Source organism: Duganella paludis (assembly GCF_054461335.1).
Genome location: NZ_CM136922.1, coordinates 3,333,499 through 3,349,081, shown reverse-complemented (window position 1 = coordinate 3,349,081; position 15,583 = coordinate 3,333,499). Strand labels below are relative to the sequence as shown.

General features: G+C 65.4%; 15 protein-coding genes. All 15 read right to left on the bottom strand.

Annotated elements, in window-relative coordinates; translation table 11 throughout:
* The 15 genes from ACXZ1M_RS14945 to ACXZ1M_RS14875 all read right to left on the bottom strand — a co-directional run bounded on the left by ACXZ1M_RS14945 (position 1) and on the right by ACXZ1M_RS14875 (position 15,570).
* The gene (locus ACXZ1M_RS14945) at positions 1-624 is read right to left on the bottom strand and encodes a type II secretion system protein N (protein ID WP_459053906.1); all 624 of its coding nucleotides are present in this window, start codon (positions 622-624) and stop codon (positions 1-3) included.
* 25 nt (positions 625-649) lie between these two features.
* Positions 650-1,870 carry a type II secretion system inner membrane protein GspF gene (gene gspF / locus ACXZ1M_RS14940; RefSeq protein WP_459053905.1) on the bottom strand — a complete coding sequence of 407 codons (1,221 nt, stop codon included), beginning with the start codon at positions 1,868-1,870 and terminating at the stop codon, positions 650-652.
* Positions 1,871-1,880: 10 nt separating this feature from the next.
* Entirely contained in the window at positions 1,881-3,302 is a 1,422-nt protein-coding gene (gspE, locus tag ACXZ1M_RS14935) for a type II secretion system ATPase GspE (protein ID WP_459053904.1), read from the bottom strand.
* 10 nt (positions 3,303-3,312) lie between these two features.
* On the bottom strand, positions 3,313-5,547 hold the full coding sequence (gspD, locus tag ACXZ1M_RS14930) for a type II secretion system secretin GspD (protein WP_459053903.1): 2,235 nt from the start codon (positions 5,545-5,547) through the stop codon (positions 3,313-3,315).
* A gap of 16 nt (positions 5,548-5,563) precedes the next feature.
* Positions 5,564-6,337, bottom strand: coding sequence for a type II secretion system protein N (locus ACXZ1M_RS14925; RefSeq protein WP_459053902.1), 774 nt, complete (start codon positions 6,335-6,337; stop codon positions 5,564-5,566).
* A complete protein-coding gene (gene gspM / locus ACXZ1M_RS14920; RefSeq protein ID WP_459053901.1) occupies positions 6,334-6,843 on the bottom strand; it encodes a type II secretion system protein GspM in 510 nt (169 codons plus the stop codon). The genes ACXZ1M_RS14925 and gspM overlap by 4 nt, the downstream gene beginning before the upstream one ends.
* Positions 6,840-8,072 carry a type II secretion system protein GspL gene (gene gspL / locus ACXZ1M_RS14915; protein ID WP_459053900.1) on the bottom strand — a complete coding sequence of 411 codons (1,233 nt, stop codon included), beginning with the start codon at positions 8,070-8,072 and terminating at the stop codon, positions 6,840-6,842. Before gspL ends, gspM begins: the two co-directional genes overlap by 4 nt.
* A gap of 27 nt (positions 8,073-8,099) precedes the next feature.
* Positions 8,100-9,065, bottom strand: coding sequence for a type II secretion system minor pseudopilin GspK (gspK, locus tag ACXZ1M_RS14910; protein WP_459053899.1), 966 nt, complete (start codon positions 9,063-9,065; stop codon positions 8,100-8,102).
* The gene (locus ACXZ1M_RS14905; RefSeq protein ID WP_459053898.1) at positions 9,062-9,712 is read right to left on the bottom strand and encodes a PulJ/GspJ family protein; all 651 of its coding nucleotides are present in this window, start codon (positions 9,710-9,712) and stop codon (positions 9,062-9,064) included. Before ACXZ1M_RS14905 ends, gspK begins: the two co-directional genes overlap by 4 nt.
* A complete protein-coding gene (gene gspI / locus ACXZ1M_RS14900) occupies positions 9,709-10,098 on the bottom strand; it encodes a type II secretion system minor pseudopilin GspI (RefSeq protein WP_459053897.1) in 390 nt (129 codons plus the stop codon). Before gspI ends, ACXZ1M_RS14905 begins: the two co-directional genes overlap by 4 nt.
* Position 10,099: 1 nt before the next feature.
* On the bottom strand, positions 10,100-10,567 hold the full coding sequence (locus ACXZ1M_RS14895; RefSeq protein ID WP_459053896.1) for a GspH/FimT family pseudopilin: 468 nt from the start codon (positions 10,565-10,567) through the stop codon (positions 10,100-10,102).
* A gap of 9 nt (positions 10,568-10,576) precedes the next feature.
* Positions 10,577-11,029: a type II secretion system major pseudopilin GspG gene (gene gspG / locus ACXZ1M_RS14890; protein WP_459053895.1), complete on the bottom strand. Its 453-nt coding sequence runs from the start codon at positions 11,027-11,029 to the stop codon at positions 10,577-10,579.
* Between the two features lie 146 nt (positions 11,030-11,175).
* Entirely contained in the window at positions 11,176-13,296 is a 2,121-nt protein-coding gene (locus ACXZ1M_RS14885) for an amidohydrolase family protein (RefSeq protein WP_459053894.1), read from the bottom strand.
* Between the two features lie 26 nt (positions 13,297-13,322).
* Positions 13,323-14,072 (bottom strand): HesA/MoeB/ThiF family protein, encoded by a 750-nt coding sequence (locus ACXZ1M_RS14880; protein WP_459053893.1) that lies wholly within the window; start codon positions 14,070-14,072, stop codon positions 13,323-13,325.
* A 34-nt stretch (positions 14,073-14,106) separates the two neighbouring features.
* Positions 14,107-15,570 (bottom strand): S41 family peptidase, encoded by a 1,464-nt coding sequence (locus tag ACXZ1M_RS14875; RefSeq protein ID WP_459053892.1) that lies wholly within the window; start codon positions 15,568-15,570, stop codon positions 14,107-14,109.
* Between the last annotated feature and the right edge of the window lie 13 nt (positions 15,571-15,583).

Genomic DNA, 15,583 nt, shown 5'->3' with positions numbered 1-15,583 from the left:
CTATTGACGGTCATTGGAGGGAATTGGTGGAATGCCCATCGGGGCGATGCCGCGTTGCGGTGGTTGCGGATTCTGCGTGTTTTGCTGCGCCTGGCCGGAAGACTGCATCACCGGCGCCGGCTGCACTGGTTGTTGCGGCTGTTGCTGCGGCGGCGGCTGCACCACCGGCGGTGGCGCGGCGGGCAAAGGCGTCAGCTGGCCCGGCATGGTGGCCGGTCCGTTGGACGCGCCGGCGTCGCTCGGCAGGTCCACGCGTTTGATCACGCCGCCCTCCGACAGGATCACGTGCCGCGCATGGACTTCCTTGACGATCACGCCCGGCACCACTTCCTTGCCGACCGCCAGCGCCACGGCCGGCTTGTCGTCGACCGAGATGATGGCCGCGCTATCGTTGCCGCGTGCGGCGACCACGCCTTTCAGATGGTAGTTGCTGACGGCGGCCACGCTCACCTGGCCACCGAACAGGCCCTTGGCCGCATCGAGGTTGATGCCCATCGGCGGCGGTGGCGGCGGCGCGGCGATGGCGCGCTGCTGCGGCTTGAACAACTGCAGTCCCCAGTAAGCCAGCGATGCGGACAACAGCACCACGGCGAGAACAGTAACGATTAAGGGCAAACGCTTCATGGTGTCCTTGTTGTATTCCTGACGATCAGCGTACCAGCTGATTAATTTCGATAATAGGCATCAGCACCGCCAGCACGATCAGCAGCACCACCACGCCCATGGCCAGGATCAGGGCCGGCTCCAGCAGGCCGGCGATGGTCAGCGTGCGGCGTTCCAGATCGGCTTCCTGCGCGGCGGCCGCGCGGTCCAGCATGGCCGGCAGCTCGCCGGTGATTTCGCCGGCGCGGATCATGTGGATCAGCATGGGCGGGAAATGCTTTTGCGCCGACAACGCGCGCGCCAGGCTCACGCCTTCGCGCACGGCGTCGCTGGCCTCTTCCACCAGCTCGCGCATGGCGACGTTGTTGAGCGTATCGCGGCTGGTTTCCAGCGCGCGCAGGATCGGCACACCGGAACCGGTGGTGATCGCCAATGTGCTGGCAAAGCGCGCGGTGTTCAGGCTGCGTTCGAACTTGCCGTACAACGGCGCGGTCAGCAGCCAGGTATGCCAGCGCCGCTTGAGCACAGGATTCTGCAACGCGCGCCGCCACATGAACCAGGCGCCGACCAGGGCGATGCCGACCACGATGCCGTAGTTGCGCACGAAGTCCGACACCGCCAGCATCACCACCGTCAGGAACGGCAGCTTCTGCTTGGTATTGGCGAACACCGACACGATCTGCGGCACCACATAGGTCAGCAGGAAGATCACGATGGAGAACGCCACCACGGTGACGATGGCCGGATAGGTGAACGCCAGCCGCACCTTTTGGATCAGCGCATTGCGGCGCTCGATGTAGTCGGCAAGGCGCGACAGCACGCGCGACAACTGGCCGATCTGCTCACCGGATGCGACCAGCGCGCGGTAGATCTCGGCGAAGTCGCGCGGATGGCGTCCCAGCACGGCGGACAGCGAATCGCCGCCGATCACTTCCGAACGCACCGAGGCGATCAGGTCGCGCAGGTAGGGACGTTCGGCCTGCTCCAGCAAGGCGGTGAAGGCCTGCTCCAGCGGCAGGCCGGCTTCCAGCAAACTGGCCAGCTGGCGCGTGAACAGCGCCAGCTCGGTCGAGGTTAACCGCTCACCGAGGCCACGGCTTTTGGCCATGCCGGAGGAATCGACCTGCGCGGCGATGGCGTCCACCTTGAGCGGCACCAGTCCCTGCGAACGCAGCTCGGCGCGTGCGGAGCGCGGGCTGTCCGAATTCAGGACGCCCTTCTTGGTGGCGCCGCCGGCGTCGACGGCTTCATAACGGAATGCAGGCATGCCTTGTCCTCTAGTCCTTGGTCACGCGCATCAATTCGGCCTGCGTGGTGGTGCCGCTGGCCAGCCAGCGCTCGCCGTCGTCGCGCATGGTCTGCATGCCGTCGCCGATGGCGGCGGCCTTGATCTCCGCTTCCGAGGCGCGGTTGTGGATCTGCGCGCGGATCTGCTCCGTGGTCTCCAGAAATTCGTAGACGCCGACGCGGCCCTGGTAGCCGGTCTGGCCGCAATGCTCGCAGCCGACCGCGTGCCACAACTTGCCGTCGTAGGTTTTGCAGCTCGGGCACAGCTTGCGCACCAGGCGCTGCGCCAGCACGCCGAGCAATGTGGACGACAGCAGGAATGGTTCGATGCCCATGTCCAGCAAGCGAGTGACGGCGGCGGCAGCGTCGTTGGTGTGCAGCGTGGCCAGCACCAGGTGGCCGGTCAGCGAAGCCTGCACCGCGATCTGCGCGGTTTCCAGGTCGCGGATCTCGCCGATCATGATCACGTCCGGGTCCTGGCGCAGGATGGCGCGCAGGGCCTTGGCGAAGGTCATGTCGATGCGCGGGTTGACCTGGGTCTGGCCCACGCCCGGCAAGTCGTACTCAATCGGGTCTTCCACCGTCATGATGTTGGTGGTGGAGGCGTTCAGCAGCGACAGCGCGGCGTACAGCGTGGTGGTTTTACCGGAGCCGGTAGGACCGGTCACCAGCACGATGCCGTGCGGCTGGTTGATCAGCGCGTCGAACTTCGGCAGCATCACTTCGCTCATGCCGAGGTGGTTCAGGTCGAGGCGTCCGGCTTCCTTGTCCAGCAAGCGCAGCACGGCGCGTTCGCCGTGGCCGGTCGGCAGCGTCGAGACGCGCACGTCCACCGGCTTGCCGCCGATGCGCAGCGTGATGCGGCCATCCTGCGGCAAGCGTTTTTCCGCGATGTCCAGCTGCGCCATGATCTTGATACGCGAGATCAGCGAACCGTGGATCGCCTTGCGCGGACGGACGATATCGCGCAGCGTGCCGTCGACGCGGAAGCGCACCACCGAGGTCTGCTCGAACGGTTCGATGTGGATGTCGGAGGCGCTGTCGCGCAGCGCCTGCGTCAGCAGCGCGTTGATCATGCGGATCACCGGCGCGTCGTCGGACGATTCCAGCAGGTCTTCGATGGCCGGCACGTCCTGCAGCAGCTTGGTCAGATCGAGGTCGGCGTCGAATTCCTCGGCCACCATGGAGGCGTTGCCGCCCGAGCTGGCGTAGGCCGTGGCGATGGCGGCTTCCAGGTGGGCGCGCGTCATCTGTTTCAGTTGGATGCGGCCGAAACGGCGCGACACTTCAGCGATGGCGGCCGGTGCGGTGGCGCCGCACATCAGCACATCGACGGTGTTTTCGGCATCGTCGCTGTGCTGGGCCAGCACCACGAAGTCGCGGGCGAAGGCGTAAGGGAGAAGATTGCTCATATCGCTGTGATCACTGTTGCGGCGCTGGCTGCAGGTTCGATGCACCGCCCGGAATGCGCAGCGGCAGCGGCGCCGGCGGCACCGGCGCGGCGACCGGACCACCGGTGACCGGGGCGCCGTTCTCCAGCTTCGGCAGGATAGGCTGGCCCAGGTCTTTCACCAGGATGGTGTCCGGCGGTTTGATGGCTTCCTGCTGCGTGCGCATGTAGTCGTAACGGTCGGTGGCCAGGCTGATGCTTTGCTCCTTGTTGCGAATCACCACAGGGCGCAGGAACACCATCAGGTTGGTCTTCTTGCGGGTGCGCGACTGCGACTTGAACAGATTGCCCAGTATCGGGATGTCGCCAAGGCCGCGCACCTTGTCGGTGCCGTCACCTTCGGTGTCTTCAATCAGGCCGCCCAGCACGATGATCTGGCCGTCGTCGGCGATCACGTTGTTCTCGATGACGCGGTTGTTCAGGGTGATGCCGGAAGCGGCGGTCAGCGTCGATTTATCCACGCTCGACGTCTCGTGGTAGATCGCCATCTTGATGGTGCCGCCTTCGGAAATCTGCGGACGCACTTTCAGCGTCAGGCCGACGTCCTTGCGGTCGATGGTCTGGAACGGATTGCTGTTGGTGCCGGAGGTGGTGGTGTACTGGCCGGTCAGGATAGGCACGTTCTGGCCGACGCGGATGGTGGCCAGTTCGTTGTCCAGCGTGACCATGTTCGGCGTCGACAGGATGTTGGCGTTGCCGTCCGATTCCAGCGAGTGCGCCAGCGCGCCCAGTCCCAGCGCGCCGCCAATCTGCTTGAAGATGCCGATCGACAGGCCGTTGTTCGGGATGCCGGCGCCGTTGTTGGCGTAGATCGAGGTCAGCGCGCTGTCGGTGCCGCTGGTGGTGAACGACTGCACGCCGCCGATGCGGTATTTGCTATTGGCGTCGCCCGAGGCGCCGACCCACTGCACGCCGAACTCGGAGGCCTTGTCGGACGTAACTTCAACGATCAGCGATTCGATGTAGACCTGCGCCCGGCGCACGTCCAGCTGGTCGATCACCGCGCGCATATTGCGGTACACCGATTCCGGCGCCGTGATGATCAGGGTGTTGGTCGAGGCGTCGGCCTGGATGAAGCCTGCGCCACCGGAGCCGCCGCCGCTGCCCTGCTGCTGGCTGTTCGAGCCGCTCAGCAGAGGATTGCTAGGACCGCTGCTGCCACCGGTGGACGAATTGCCGCTGCCGCTGGTGCTATTGCTGCCGAAGCCACCGCTGTTGCCGCTGTTGTTCTGGCTACCGGTGCCGGTGCCCGTGCCGCTACCGGTGCCGCTGCCCTGCTGCCCCACCTCGCCCGACACCACCGAACGCAGGGTCTGCGCCAGCTTCACCGCTTCGGCGTTCTTCAGGTAGACCACGTGCACATTGCCCAGTTGCTGCGTCGGCTGATCGAGCTTGGCGATCAGCGACTTGGCCAGGTTGGAGCGCGCCGCCGACGGCGCACGCAGCACCAGCGAATTGGTGCGCGGGTCGGCCAGCACGGTGGTCTTGCCGCCATCTGCGGCGGCGCCGGCGTCCATCAACTTGTTGATCATGGTCGCCAGGTCGCTGGCGATGGCGTAGCGCACCGGGATCACGTCCAGGTCGGCCACCGCCGGCGCGTCGAGCGCGGCGACGATTTTCGCCAGGCGCTTGATGTTGTCGGCGTAATCGGTCACCACCACGGTATTGTTGCCAGGGTTGGCGTTGATGGTGTTGTTCGGCGAGATCAAAGGCCGCAGCACGGTCACCACGTTGGCAGCCGATTCGTAATTGAGGCGGAAGATCTGGCTGACGATCTGGTCGCCCTTGGCCTGTGGCGCATCCACCTGCGTCGGGCTGGCCTGCAGCTTGGCGTCCGCTTCCGGCACCACCTTGGCGAAGCCGTCGCCGCTGACCACGGCGTAGCCTTGCAGGCGCAGCGCGGAGGTCAGCAGGCTGAATGCCTGCGACTTGGTGACCGGCTTTTCCGACACCACGGTCAGCGTGCCTTTCACGCGCGGATCGATCACGAAGGTGATGTTGGTGTAGTGCCCCACCGCCTTGATGACCGACTCGATATCGGCGCCGACAAAGTTCAGCGCGGCGTCGTCTGCGGCGGCATGCGCCAACGCAGGCAGCAGCAAGGCAGCGGTCGGTGCGGCGGCGCTGACCGCGCAGCACAGCATCGCACCTGCGCTCAGGCGGCGCAGCGCAGGAAGACGGGATGGGCTAACGAACTGGTTTTTCATAGTCTGAACTTTATCTTTAATGGAACTCTAAAGCGATCACGTTACGGTCATTACCTGGCTTGCGCTGGCCCAGCAAATTCAACAGATTGGCCAACGTCTCATCGTATCCTTGTGCTGCCTCGGCCTGGCCGGAAAACTGCAGGCGGCCGTTGTTCAAGCTTCCGCGCCCGCTCAACAGCAGCGGCCCTTTGACGGAGCTGAGCGCCAACTGCGCCTGCTGGCCATGCCAGTCCAGCGTCAGCGTGTAACTGCCCAGCGGGCGGATCGACGACAGGCGCGAGGCCATGTCGCTCATCTCCAGCGTGGTGCGGCCTTCAACGCTGACCTGGCGATTGAGCAGTGCCAGTTCCAGGCCGGTCCACGACAAGCGCATGCTGCCGCTGGGCGCCATGGTGTTGAGCGGTGCGCCCAGGCCGGACAGGCCTTCGGCCGGCAGCAGCAGCGCCGACGGACTCAGTTGCCATTGCGACCAGCCGCCCCGGAAGGTCACCGGCTGCGCCAACGCCTGCGGGTTCTCCAGCTGCATGTCGACCATGCCGACCAGCGCCAGCGGCGAAATCTTCCAGCTGAAGCGGCCCGGCAGCAGCGGCGTCACCGGGCCGTTGTTGCCCGCCGCACCGCCGACAAAGGCCGAACCGCGCCACAGCGTACCTTGCGCGTCCCCCAGCGTCAAACGGCCGCCGGTGCGCTGCTCGACGATGGAACCGAGCCAGGTGGCCGGGAAAAACACCAGCAACGTTGCGGCCATCGTCAGCGCGATGGTCAGCAACCATAGCACGGCGCGCTTCATCGGGCTCCCTGGCGCAGCGTCAGGCTGGCATTCACCACGCCCGGCGCATCCTGCGCGGTGAAACTGGCCTCGGTGACGGCGATGCGGCTTTCAACGCGGATCGCATCCAGCCATGCCACCAGCGCCGCGTACTGCACGCCGTTGAACTGGACCTTGGCGTAGTCGCCGGTGACGTTGAACGATTGCGCCGTGAGGCCGCGCGCGGTCAGGCCGGCGGTGAGGTTATCGCGCGTCATCGGCGTCGGCGCGATATTGTTCTGGCCTTGCAGCGCCTGCGCCTCGCGCGCCATGTTCTGCATTTCGGCGGCCTGCTGGTGCAGCTCCGGCAGCGTTTTCTGCAGCGTGGCGCGGCCCGTCAGCGCCGGGTCGACCAGCACGCCGTAGAACAGGCCCAGGCCGACCACGATGCCGCCGATGCGCAGCAGCTTGCGTTCCTGCTCGGTGCGCACCTGCCAGAAGGCGTCGGCGCGCAGGCGCAGTTCCTGGAATGGATTCGTCTTGCTCATGATTTTCCTCCGGCGGCGGGAATAATCTTCCAGCTGCCCGGCGTTGATTCCTGCATGTCCAGATTGCGGCCGGCCAGCGCGGCGCGCAACTGCGCCGCCGCCGCCGCGTCCACGGTGTTGGGCTTGACCTTGACCACCAGCGCGCGGTCCTTGTATTCCAGCGTGGCGATGATGTCGCGGCGCGGCAGCGCGCCCAGCGCTTCGCCGAAGGCGGCGCTCAGGCTGACGAATTCGTCGGCGCCGGTCTGGCCGCTATTGGCCTTGGCCAGACGAACGTTGCGCGCCATCTGGTCCATCGGCGCGGCCACCAGCGGTTCTTTCGGATACACCGACTTGAAGGTCTGGGTCATGGACTGGGTCACCACCTTGGCCTGGTTCTTCAGGCGCATCCACTCGATATTCATGCCCACCACGTTGACCAGCAGCGCCAGCACGGCGATGCGCAGCGGCCAGCGCCAGCGCTGCCATGCGCGTGCGGAGGAGCCGCCGGCGCCCAGCGCCGGCACCAGATCGAGGCCGGCGCCGCGCGCCGCCGCCACCCAGTGCGCCCAGTGGTCTTCTTCCAATGTCAGGTGCGATACCTCGACCGCCAGCGGCGCGAACTGCGCCATTTGCGCCGCGTGCAGGTACAGCGTAACCGGCTGCTCGCCGGCCAGCGCGCGCAATGTCTGCAGCGCCGCCAGCGGCTGCGCCGGCAGCGTCAGGCCCAGGCCTTCGTGCTGCGACTGGCGCATGATGAGGTCATAGCCGGCGTCGCCCTGCAGCAGCGTGGCCGAGACGGCGCCCGGCTGGAACGGCAGGCACAGTTGCGACGGCACCGCCGACACGGCGTGCGCGCCTTGCGCCAGCAGCGCCTTGACCAGCACGTCCAGCCAGGCGCGCTGCACCACGGCCACGGTGCGCAGGCCTTCGCTGTCTTCAGCGGTGGCGGCCAGCACGCAGTCGGCCGGATCGCCCAGCACATGTTCTTCCACCAGCGCCGGCAGCGCGGCCTTGAGCTTGGCGGCCGACAGCGGCGGCGCCTTGACCCGCAACAGCGTGGTGTCCGATGCGGCCAGCAGCAGCACCACGCGGCGCGCGGAGGCCACCATATCCGTCAGGTTCCCCAGCGGCGCAGCGCCCTGCTGCAGCAGATTGCCGCCATCGCCCACCAGCGCGAACGGGCAGGTCTGGGCCGCGCCGCTGTCGACGCTGGCCTTGGCCGGATAGCGGATAAATAGTGTAGTCAAAGGATCTCGCTTTCGTTCATCGCTGTTCTAGTATTCCCGTATCCATACCACCGAGGTAATGGGCTGCGTCGGCGCCCGCTTCAGCAGCGCCTGCGTTTCAAGCGTCGCCCGGTCCAGCCTCACCCGGCTGTACGCCAGGAAGTAATTGCTGCGCACGTCCCAACCTGCCGTAATGGTCTTGCCGCTCATCTGGGACTGCCCCGTGAAGCCTGTGGCGCTCAGGTACCAGGCAGTCTTGCGCGAATTGACCAACGCCGCCGCATCCGACAACGACAGGTTTGGCACCAATGCCGACAGCAGTTCCGCCGGCGCGGTGTTCACATTCAGCTTGGTGCCGCTTTCCGGCAGTATGATGACATAGTCGCGCAGCTGTTCAATGGCCTGCGGCGTAAAGCCGCTCACCGCCAGCAAATCCTCCACCCGCACCAGGCCGATGGGCTGATTGGTGGCGGTGGTCGTGGTGGTCGCGACAGGCTGCGTTCCGTCCGGCGGTCGCGACGCAGGCGGCGTGGCGTTCTTCACCAGCTCCGCTACGGCGACCGCCAGGCCGGAATCGAGCCGCAGGTTGGTCAGCAGGCGCTCGAACACCTCCACCTCGGCGGCAACCGGCTGCCCGCTGGCCGCCAGGTTGGCGAGATTGTAGCGGCCCTGCGCATCCGTCATGCGGCCGGACAGGGTGGCGTCGAAGTTCTCGCCCTGCATGCGCTCCCGCTCGACATAATCATCCAGCCGCGTCTCCTCCAGCGGCGTGGCCCACACGCCGTTGAGCTGCGTCACTTGCAAACTGTCGCTCAAGTCCTGGTTAAGAATCAGGCGACTCAGGTCCAGCGCACCGCGCAGAATCCAGCGCGTCTGCAATTGCAAGCGCTGGTTCTCCATCGAGCGCACCTGCACCTGCTGCTGCCAGAACAGGCTGGTGACGATGGTCACCGCCAGTGTCGTCAGCAGCAGCGCCGTCACCACGGCCACGCCTTGTTGCCGCTTGAGCTTCACAGTGCCCCCAGCAGGAAGGACTTCACCATCGGGATTTCCTGGCCCTGCTGCGTGATCGACACTTCCAGGCCCGTAGGCAGAACCGTCACGCCGGGCGCCCCCGCAGTCAGGGCGCCGGCCGCCGGCCGCCAGCCGCCGGCATTGCTGACCACACCGACGCCACTGTTGGCGGCGGGGACCCAGAAGCGCATCACCATATTCTGCACGCCCGCCTGCAGCGCCACGGCGGCGGCGGGATCGGTGTCACTCAGGGCGGCCTGCCATAAGCCGTCGAGCTGCGTCAGCTCGCGCGTGGAGGCCGACTCGCGCCGCGTCAGCACACCGTCCACCACGCGGTAAGACACCACCTGCAGGCGCGTCGGCTGGTTCTCGCCCAGCACCATGCGTACCAGCGTGATGCGGTTGTCTTCCGCCTGCAGGAAGGCGCGGTTGCGCAGCAGCGGGCCGATGGCCATGTTCTCGCAATCGCTCTGCATTTGCGCGAAGGCCAGCTGCAAGCCGCGCGACTGGTCCATGCCGGCCGTCAGCGTCTCGCGCGAGCGCACGATGCTATCGAGCCCGCGCCAGCCCAGCACCGCGATGATGGCCAGGATCGAGATGGCCAGCAGCAGTTCGATCAGCGTAAAGCCGCGCGCGCGCGAGGTCATGAGTTCAGCACCAGTTGGACCAGCTTGATGATGCGGCGCTCTGGATGCGAAGCCTCGTACACACTGACCTCCACCCGGCGGAAGCGCGGATTCGGGCTGGCGATGACCTCTTCCTCGCACACCAGCTGCAAATCGCCCTGCGGGCAGTCGTAGGTCTGCTTGCCGATTGGCGGGAACACCTTGGACAGGCGCATTTGCACCAGCCGGTTCTCGGCCGACCAGGTGGCCATCATATTGGCGCGCAGGCCGTCGCTGTTGGAAGTAAGGCTGCCGACCGCGCGCAACGAGGCGATCAGCGCGGTGGCGACGATCATCAGCGCGACCAGCACCTCCAGCATGGTGAAGCCGCGATTGAATGAAGTGTGTGATTTGAATGATGGCCGCATGCTATTCCACCGTGAAGTGGCCGATGCCGTCGGCGCGGATGGCAACACTGCCGCCGTCGCTGCCGGTCATGGTCAGCACAAAGGGTTTGTCGACCGGCTCGCGGCCGAAGATGATGCGCAGCGTCGGTTCCGGCAGCGCCGGCGTTGGGTCGAGCATCAGGGTCAGGGGCGCGTTCTTGAATTCGCGCTCGCGCAGCAGGTCGTCCTGCGTCACCTGCTCCCATTGCTTGTTATCGTTGCGGATCATGAAGCGGTAGTTTTCCGCGCCGGCCTCGAAGGCGATCTGGCGGTTGCGGACGATGGCTTCGTCGCGCGCCAGCTGCAGCAGCAGCGCGATGCGCTTGGCGTCCTGCTGCATGGACTGCTTCTGGCCCGGCATCGCGTTAAGCGACACCAGCCCCAAGGTGATGCCCAGGATGACCATCACCACCAGCAGTTCGATCAGCGTGAAGCCACGCTCGCGGCGCATGATGAACGATCAGTTATCCCAGGAGCCGATGTCGGCGTCATCGCCGGTGCCGCCTGGTTGACCATCGGCGCCGTAGGAGAACACGTCGATCTCGCCCTTGATGCCCGGCGACAGATACTGGTACTGGTTGCCCCACGGGTCCTTCGGCATCTTCTCGACATAACCGCCGGCCTTCCAGCCGTTGGCGGCCGGGCCGCCGGTCGGCTTCTCGATCAGCGATTGCAGGCCCTGTTCGGTGGTTGGATAGCGCTGGTTATCCAGCTTGTACAGCTTGAGCGCCTGCATGATGGTCGCGATGTCGACCTTGGCGGCGGCGACCTTGGATTCGCCGGTGCGGCTGATCAGCTTGGGCACCACCAGCGCGGCCAGCACGCCCATGATGACCACCACCACCATGATCTCGATCAGCGTAAAGCCGCGTTGCAGGCGATGGGCTGGGCGGCGGAGATTAAGCTTTTTCATAATTTGATAACACAAATAAAAATGAGTGCAGAGTATAAGGCGGAATCACGGCCATTGCGATGCCAGGTCGCGATTTAGCCGTGATTTATCCTCTTTGGCGCTTAAACAGCTCTTAATATGACAGTTTCTTTACAAGACCTTACGCTTTAATGGTGTTTTTTGGCGCTGCCTTCGATGCGTGCGCGGGCGCCCTCGTTGCTGCCGCCGTAGACCTCGACCACTGCCGTCGCGCTCTTGTCCACTTTCGGCGCATCGCCCACGAACGGCGCGATGCCCAGCGCCGCGTCGATCTCCTGCGGATAGATCAGGAAACCGCGCGTGATCACCGCCGACACCTTGCGCACGTCTTCGATGTTCCTGGTCGGGTCGCCGTCCACCAGCACGATATCGGCCAGCTTGCCCGGCGCGATGCTGCCGCGGTCATTCGAGGTGCGGGTGTAGCGCGCGCCGTTGCGGGTGGCAACCTGCAGCGCCTGCGCCGGTGTCAGCCCGGCCTTGACCAGCAGCGCCAGCTCCGAATGCAGCGTGAAGCCGGGAATATCGTCGGTGCCGGCGACGATAGGCACGCCGGCCTTGTACATGATGCCGACGAACTGCACCATCTTGGCGTAGGATTTCTCGTAGCGCTTGAGCTGCGCGTCGCCGTCGATCTTCATGGTGCCGACCTTGAAACCGCGCGCCACGTCCGGCGGCATGTGCGAAGCCACCGATGCGTAAGGCTCGTTGACGTCGCCGTCGCGCTGCTTGAGGAAGGCGAAGGTGGCCAGCGTCGGGTCGATGGAGATCTGCTTCTTCGCCAGGTAGGCCACGAAGTCCTTCACCGGCTTGGAATTGAAGTCCAGGTCCGCCACTTTCTCGGCCGGCAGCACGAAGCGGTTCAGGTTGCGCGTTTCGGTATCCGGCTTGACCAGGAAGTTCAGCAGCACCTGGTTGATGTGCTGGATCTCGTCGTAGCCCGCATCCAGCGCTTCCTGCGCGCGCAGGCCGGCCGGAATGTGGCCGGAAACGCGCATGCCACGGCTGTGCGCATAGGCGATGGTGTCCTTCAGGATGGCTTTCGGGAAGGAGTTATAAATCTTCAGCTGCGGATAGCCGCGTTCCGCGTACCAGTCGATGGCGTCCTTGGCTTCCTTCAGATCCTTGATGACGTAACCGAGATTGGCGCTGAACGGGCTCTCGCCCTCCAGGAAGCCGGCCGGCACCACCTGCGGCGCCAGCAGCTTGCCGGCGGCGGTTTCGTCCATCATCGCCTGCAGCTGCTTGTTGTCGTTGCCCATGTCGCGCACGCTGGTCACGCCGGCCGCCATGTCCAGCGCACTGGCCCAGCGGTCCACGTGGCCGTGCAGGTCGAACAGGCCAGGCAGCACGATGCGGCCGGCGGCATCGATCACGTTGTCGGCCTCGCGCACCGGCGCACCGGCCGGCTGCACGGAGGTGATGCGGCCGCGCAGAACGTAGATATCGGACGGTTGGCCGACGACGGCCTTCTCGCTGTCGAAGATGCGGGCGTTGCGCACCACGGTCAGACCGTTGAGCGGATGCTGCAGCTTGGCGGCGGCATCGGTCAGCATCTGCTGCTCGGCGGCTTTCTGCAGCTTGGCCAATTCCGGCGCCACGGCTTGCCAGCCCTCTTCCAGCATGTTGCCGAAGCCGGGGATGATCACGGCGAACAGGCGCGGCGCATCGCCGCTGGTGGCCCAGTAGAACGACGGCGACAGGCCGACACCGGTTTGCGCCAGCAGGCGCACGGTCTGTTTCTGGCCGGTGGCGCTGGTGACTTCCACGCGGTTCAGTTCACGCTGCGACAGCGTGCCCGATGGCAGCAGGGCCAGTTTGGCGTCCGGAGTTTTCGCCAGCGCCGAAATGGCGATCGACTCCACCTCGAAAGAACTGTTCAGCGGCAGGTAGGCGGCCGCGCCGCTGACGGTTTTCTCGCCCTGCTCGGTGGTCGACTTCCACTGCGCCTGGTCGCCCTTGCGGCTGAACTGCTCGTCCACCACCGCGCCGAAGGTCGAATTGCCCTTGACCGCGTATTCGGTGATGGTGCCGTCCGCGCCCACGCGGAACTGCTCCACCAGGTCCGGGCCACGGCCGTTGTCCTTGTAGCCGAAGGTCACCTTGGTCAGGCCGTCATCCTGACGCTCGACGATTTGCTGGCCGATCTGCTTGTTGGCGATCTCGGAGATGATCAGGTATTTGGTGGTGGTGGCGGCTTGCGCGCCGAAGGCGGCGGCCAGTGCGAGCGGTAAGACGGCGAGGCGTTTCATCAGCAAGTTCATTCTCCCTGTGGTTGTTATGTGTTGGCGCATACCGGGCACGCGTCGCTGCGGCCCACGCCGATGCTGGTCCATTCCATGTGCAGGCCGTCGAGCATCATCAGGCGCCCGGCCAGCGAACCGCCCACGCCCATCAACAGCTTGAGCGCCTCGGCAGCCTGCATGGCGCCGACCACGCCCACCAGCGGCGCGAACACGCCCATGGTGGAGCAGGCCACGTCCTCGAACTTCTGATCCTGCGGGAACAGGCAGGAGTAGCAAGGCTGCTCGCCGCTGCGTGGATCGAACACGCTGATCTGGCCATCGAAGCGGATCACCGCGCCCGACACCAGCGGCTTGCGCGCGGCCACGCAGGCGCGGTTGACGGCGTGGCGGGTGGCGAAGTTGTCGGTGCAGTCGAGCACCACGTCGGCGGCGGCGACCAGTGCCGCCAGGCGCGCGTCGTCCACCCGCTCATTGAGTGCGGTGATTGTGATTTCAGGATTGATCTGCGCCAGCGTCAGGCGCGCCGATTCGGCCTTGGGCTGGCCCACCCGTTCGGTGGTGTGGGCAATCTGGCGCTGCAGGTTGGTCAGGTCGACCGTATCGTTGTCGACCAGCGTGATGTGGCCGACGCCGGCCGAGGCCAGGTACATGGCGGCCGGCGAACCGAGGCCGCCCGCGCCGATCACCAGCGCATGCGCGGCCAGCAGCTTTTGCTGGCCTTCGATGCCGATTTCGTCGAGCAGGATGTGGCGCGAGTAGCGCAGCAATTGTGAGTCGTTCATCGTCTCTATGCGGCGTTGGCGCGCGTGGTGTGATTTATTTCGCTTTCGGCTTGGCCAGCGGCTGCGGTGTCGTGTCAGGCTTGGTTTCGCCGACATCGTTGGCCGGCTTGACTTCCGCCTTCGACAGCTGCACCGGCAAGCCCTTGAAGTGGTTCAGCGCCTGCGCCAGCTGGAAGTCGTCCTTCGAGCCGAATTCCACCGGCTTGGTTTTCTTCGCCAGCACGGCCAGGCTTTGCTCGTTCTCCAGCGGATCGCGCTTGATTTCGCCTTCCGGGTCCTTGTCGTTGCCCAGGTGTTTTTGCAGGTCCGCTTCGCGCACGCGCAGGCGGTTCAGGCCATCGCCTTCGGCCGTTTCATCGACCAGCAGGTCCGGCGTGATGCCGCGCGCTTGAATGGCGCGGTTCTTCGGCGTGTAGTAGCGCGCCGTGGTCAGCTTGACGGCGGTATCGGCGGTCAGCTGGCGCAGCGTCTGCACCGATCCCTTGCCGAAGGTCTGCTGCCCAATGACGGTGGCGCGCTTGTAGTCCTGCAGCGCACCGGCGACGATCTCGGAAGCGGAGGCGGAACCGGCGTTCACCAGCACCACCATCGGCACGTCCTTCAACGCGGCCGGCAGCTTGCCCAGCGGGTCGGACTTGGCGCGCGGCGCGTAGAATTCCTGGCGGCCGTAGAAGGTCTCCTTGGAGGCCAGCAGTTGGCCGTTGGTCGAGACGATCACCGAATCCTTCGGCAGGAAGGCGGCCGACACGCCGATCGCACCCGGCACCACGCCGCCCGGATCGTTGCGCAGGTCCAGCACCAGGCCCTTGATGTGCGGGTCTTGCTGATACAGGGCGGTGATCTTCTTCGCCATGTCGTCCACGGTCGGTTCCTGGAACTGCGAGATTCGCACCCACGCGTAACCAGGCTCGATGATCTTGGCCTTCACGCTCTGCACGCGGATCTCTTCACGCGTGATGTTGAACACCAACGGCTTGTCCTCGTCCTTGCGGCTGATGGTGACGCTGACCTTGGAGTGCACTTCGCCGCGCATCTTCTTCACCGATTCATCGAGCGACATGCCCTTGATCAGGGTGCCGTCGATGCGGGTGATGACGTCGCCAGCCTTGATGCCGGCCTTGAAGGCGGGCGTGTCCTCGATCGGCGACACGACCTTGATGTAGCCCTCTTCCAGGCCCACTTCCACGCCGATGCCGACGAACTTACCGGCCACGGTCTCGCGCATTTCGCGGAAGGCTTTTTTATCGAGGTACACCGAGTGCGGGTCCAGCGAGGACACCATGCCGGAGATGGCTTCGGTCAGCAGCTTCTTGTCGTCGACGTTTTCGACGTAATCGGTCTTGATCAGCCCGAACACGTCGGACAGCTGGCGCAGTTCTTCCAGCGGCAACGGCGCCCCGCTGACTTTTTGCGCGATGGCGGAAAACTGGAACGAGGCGGCAACACCAGCCACCATACCGAGGCCGATGAGGCCGATGTTCTTGACTTTGTTGCCCATTTTTTCCGCAAAC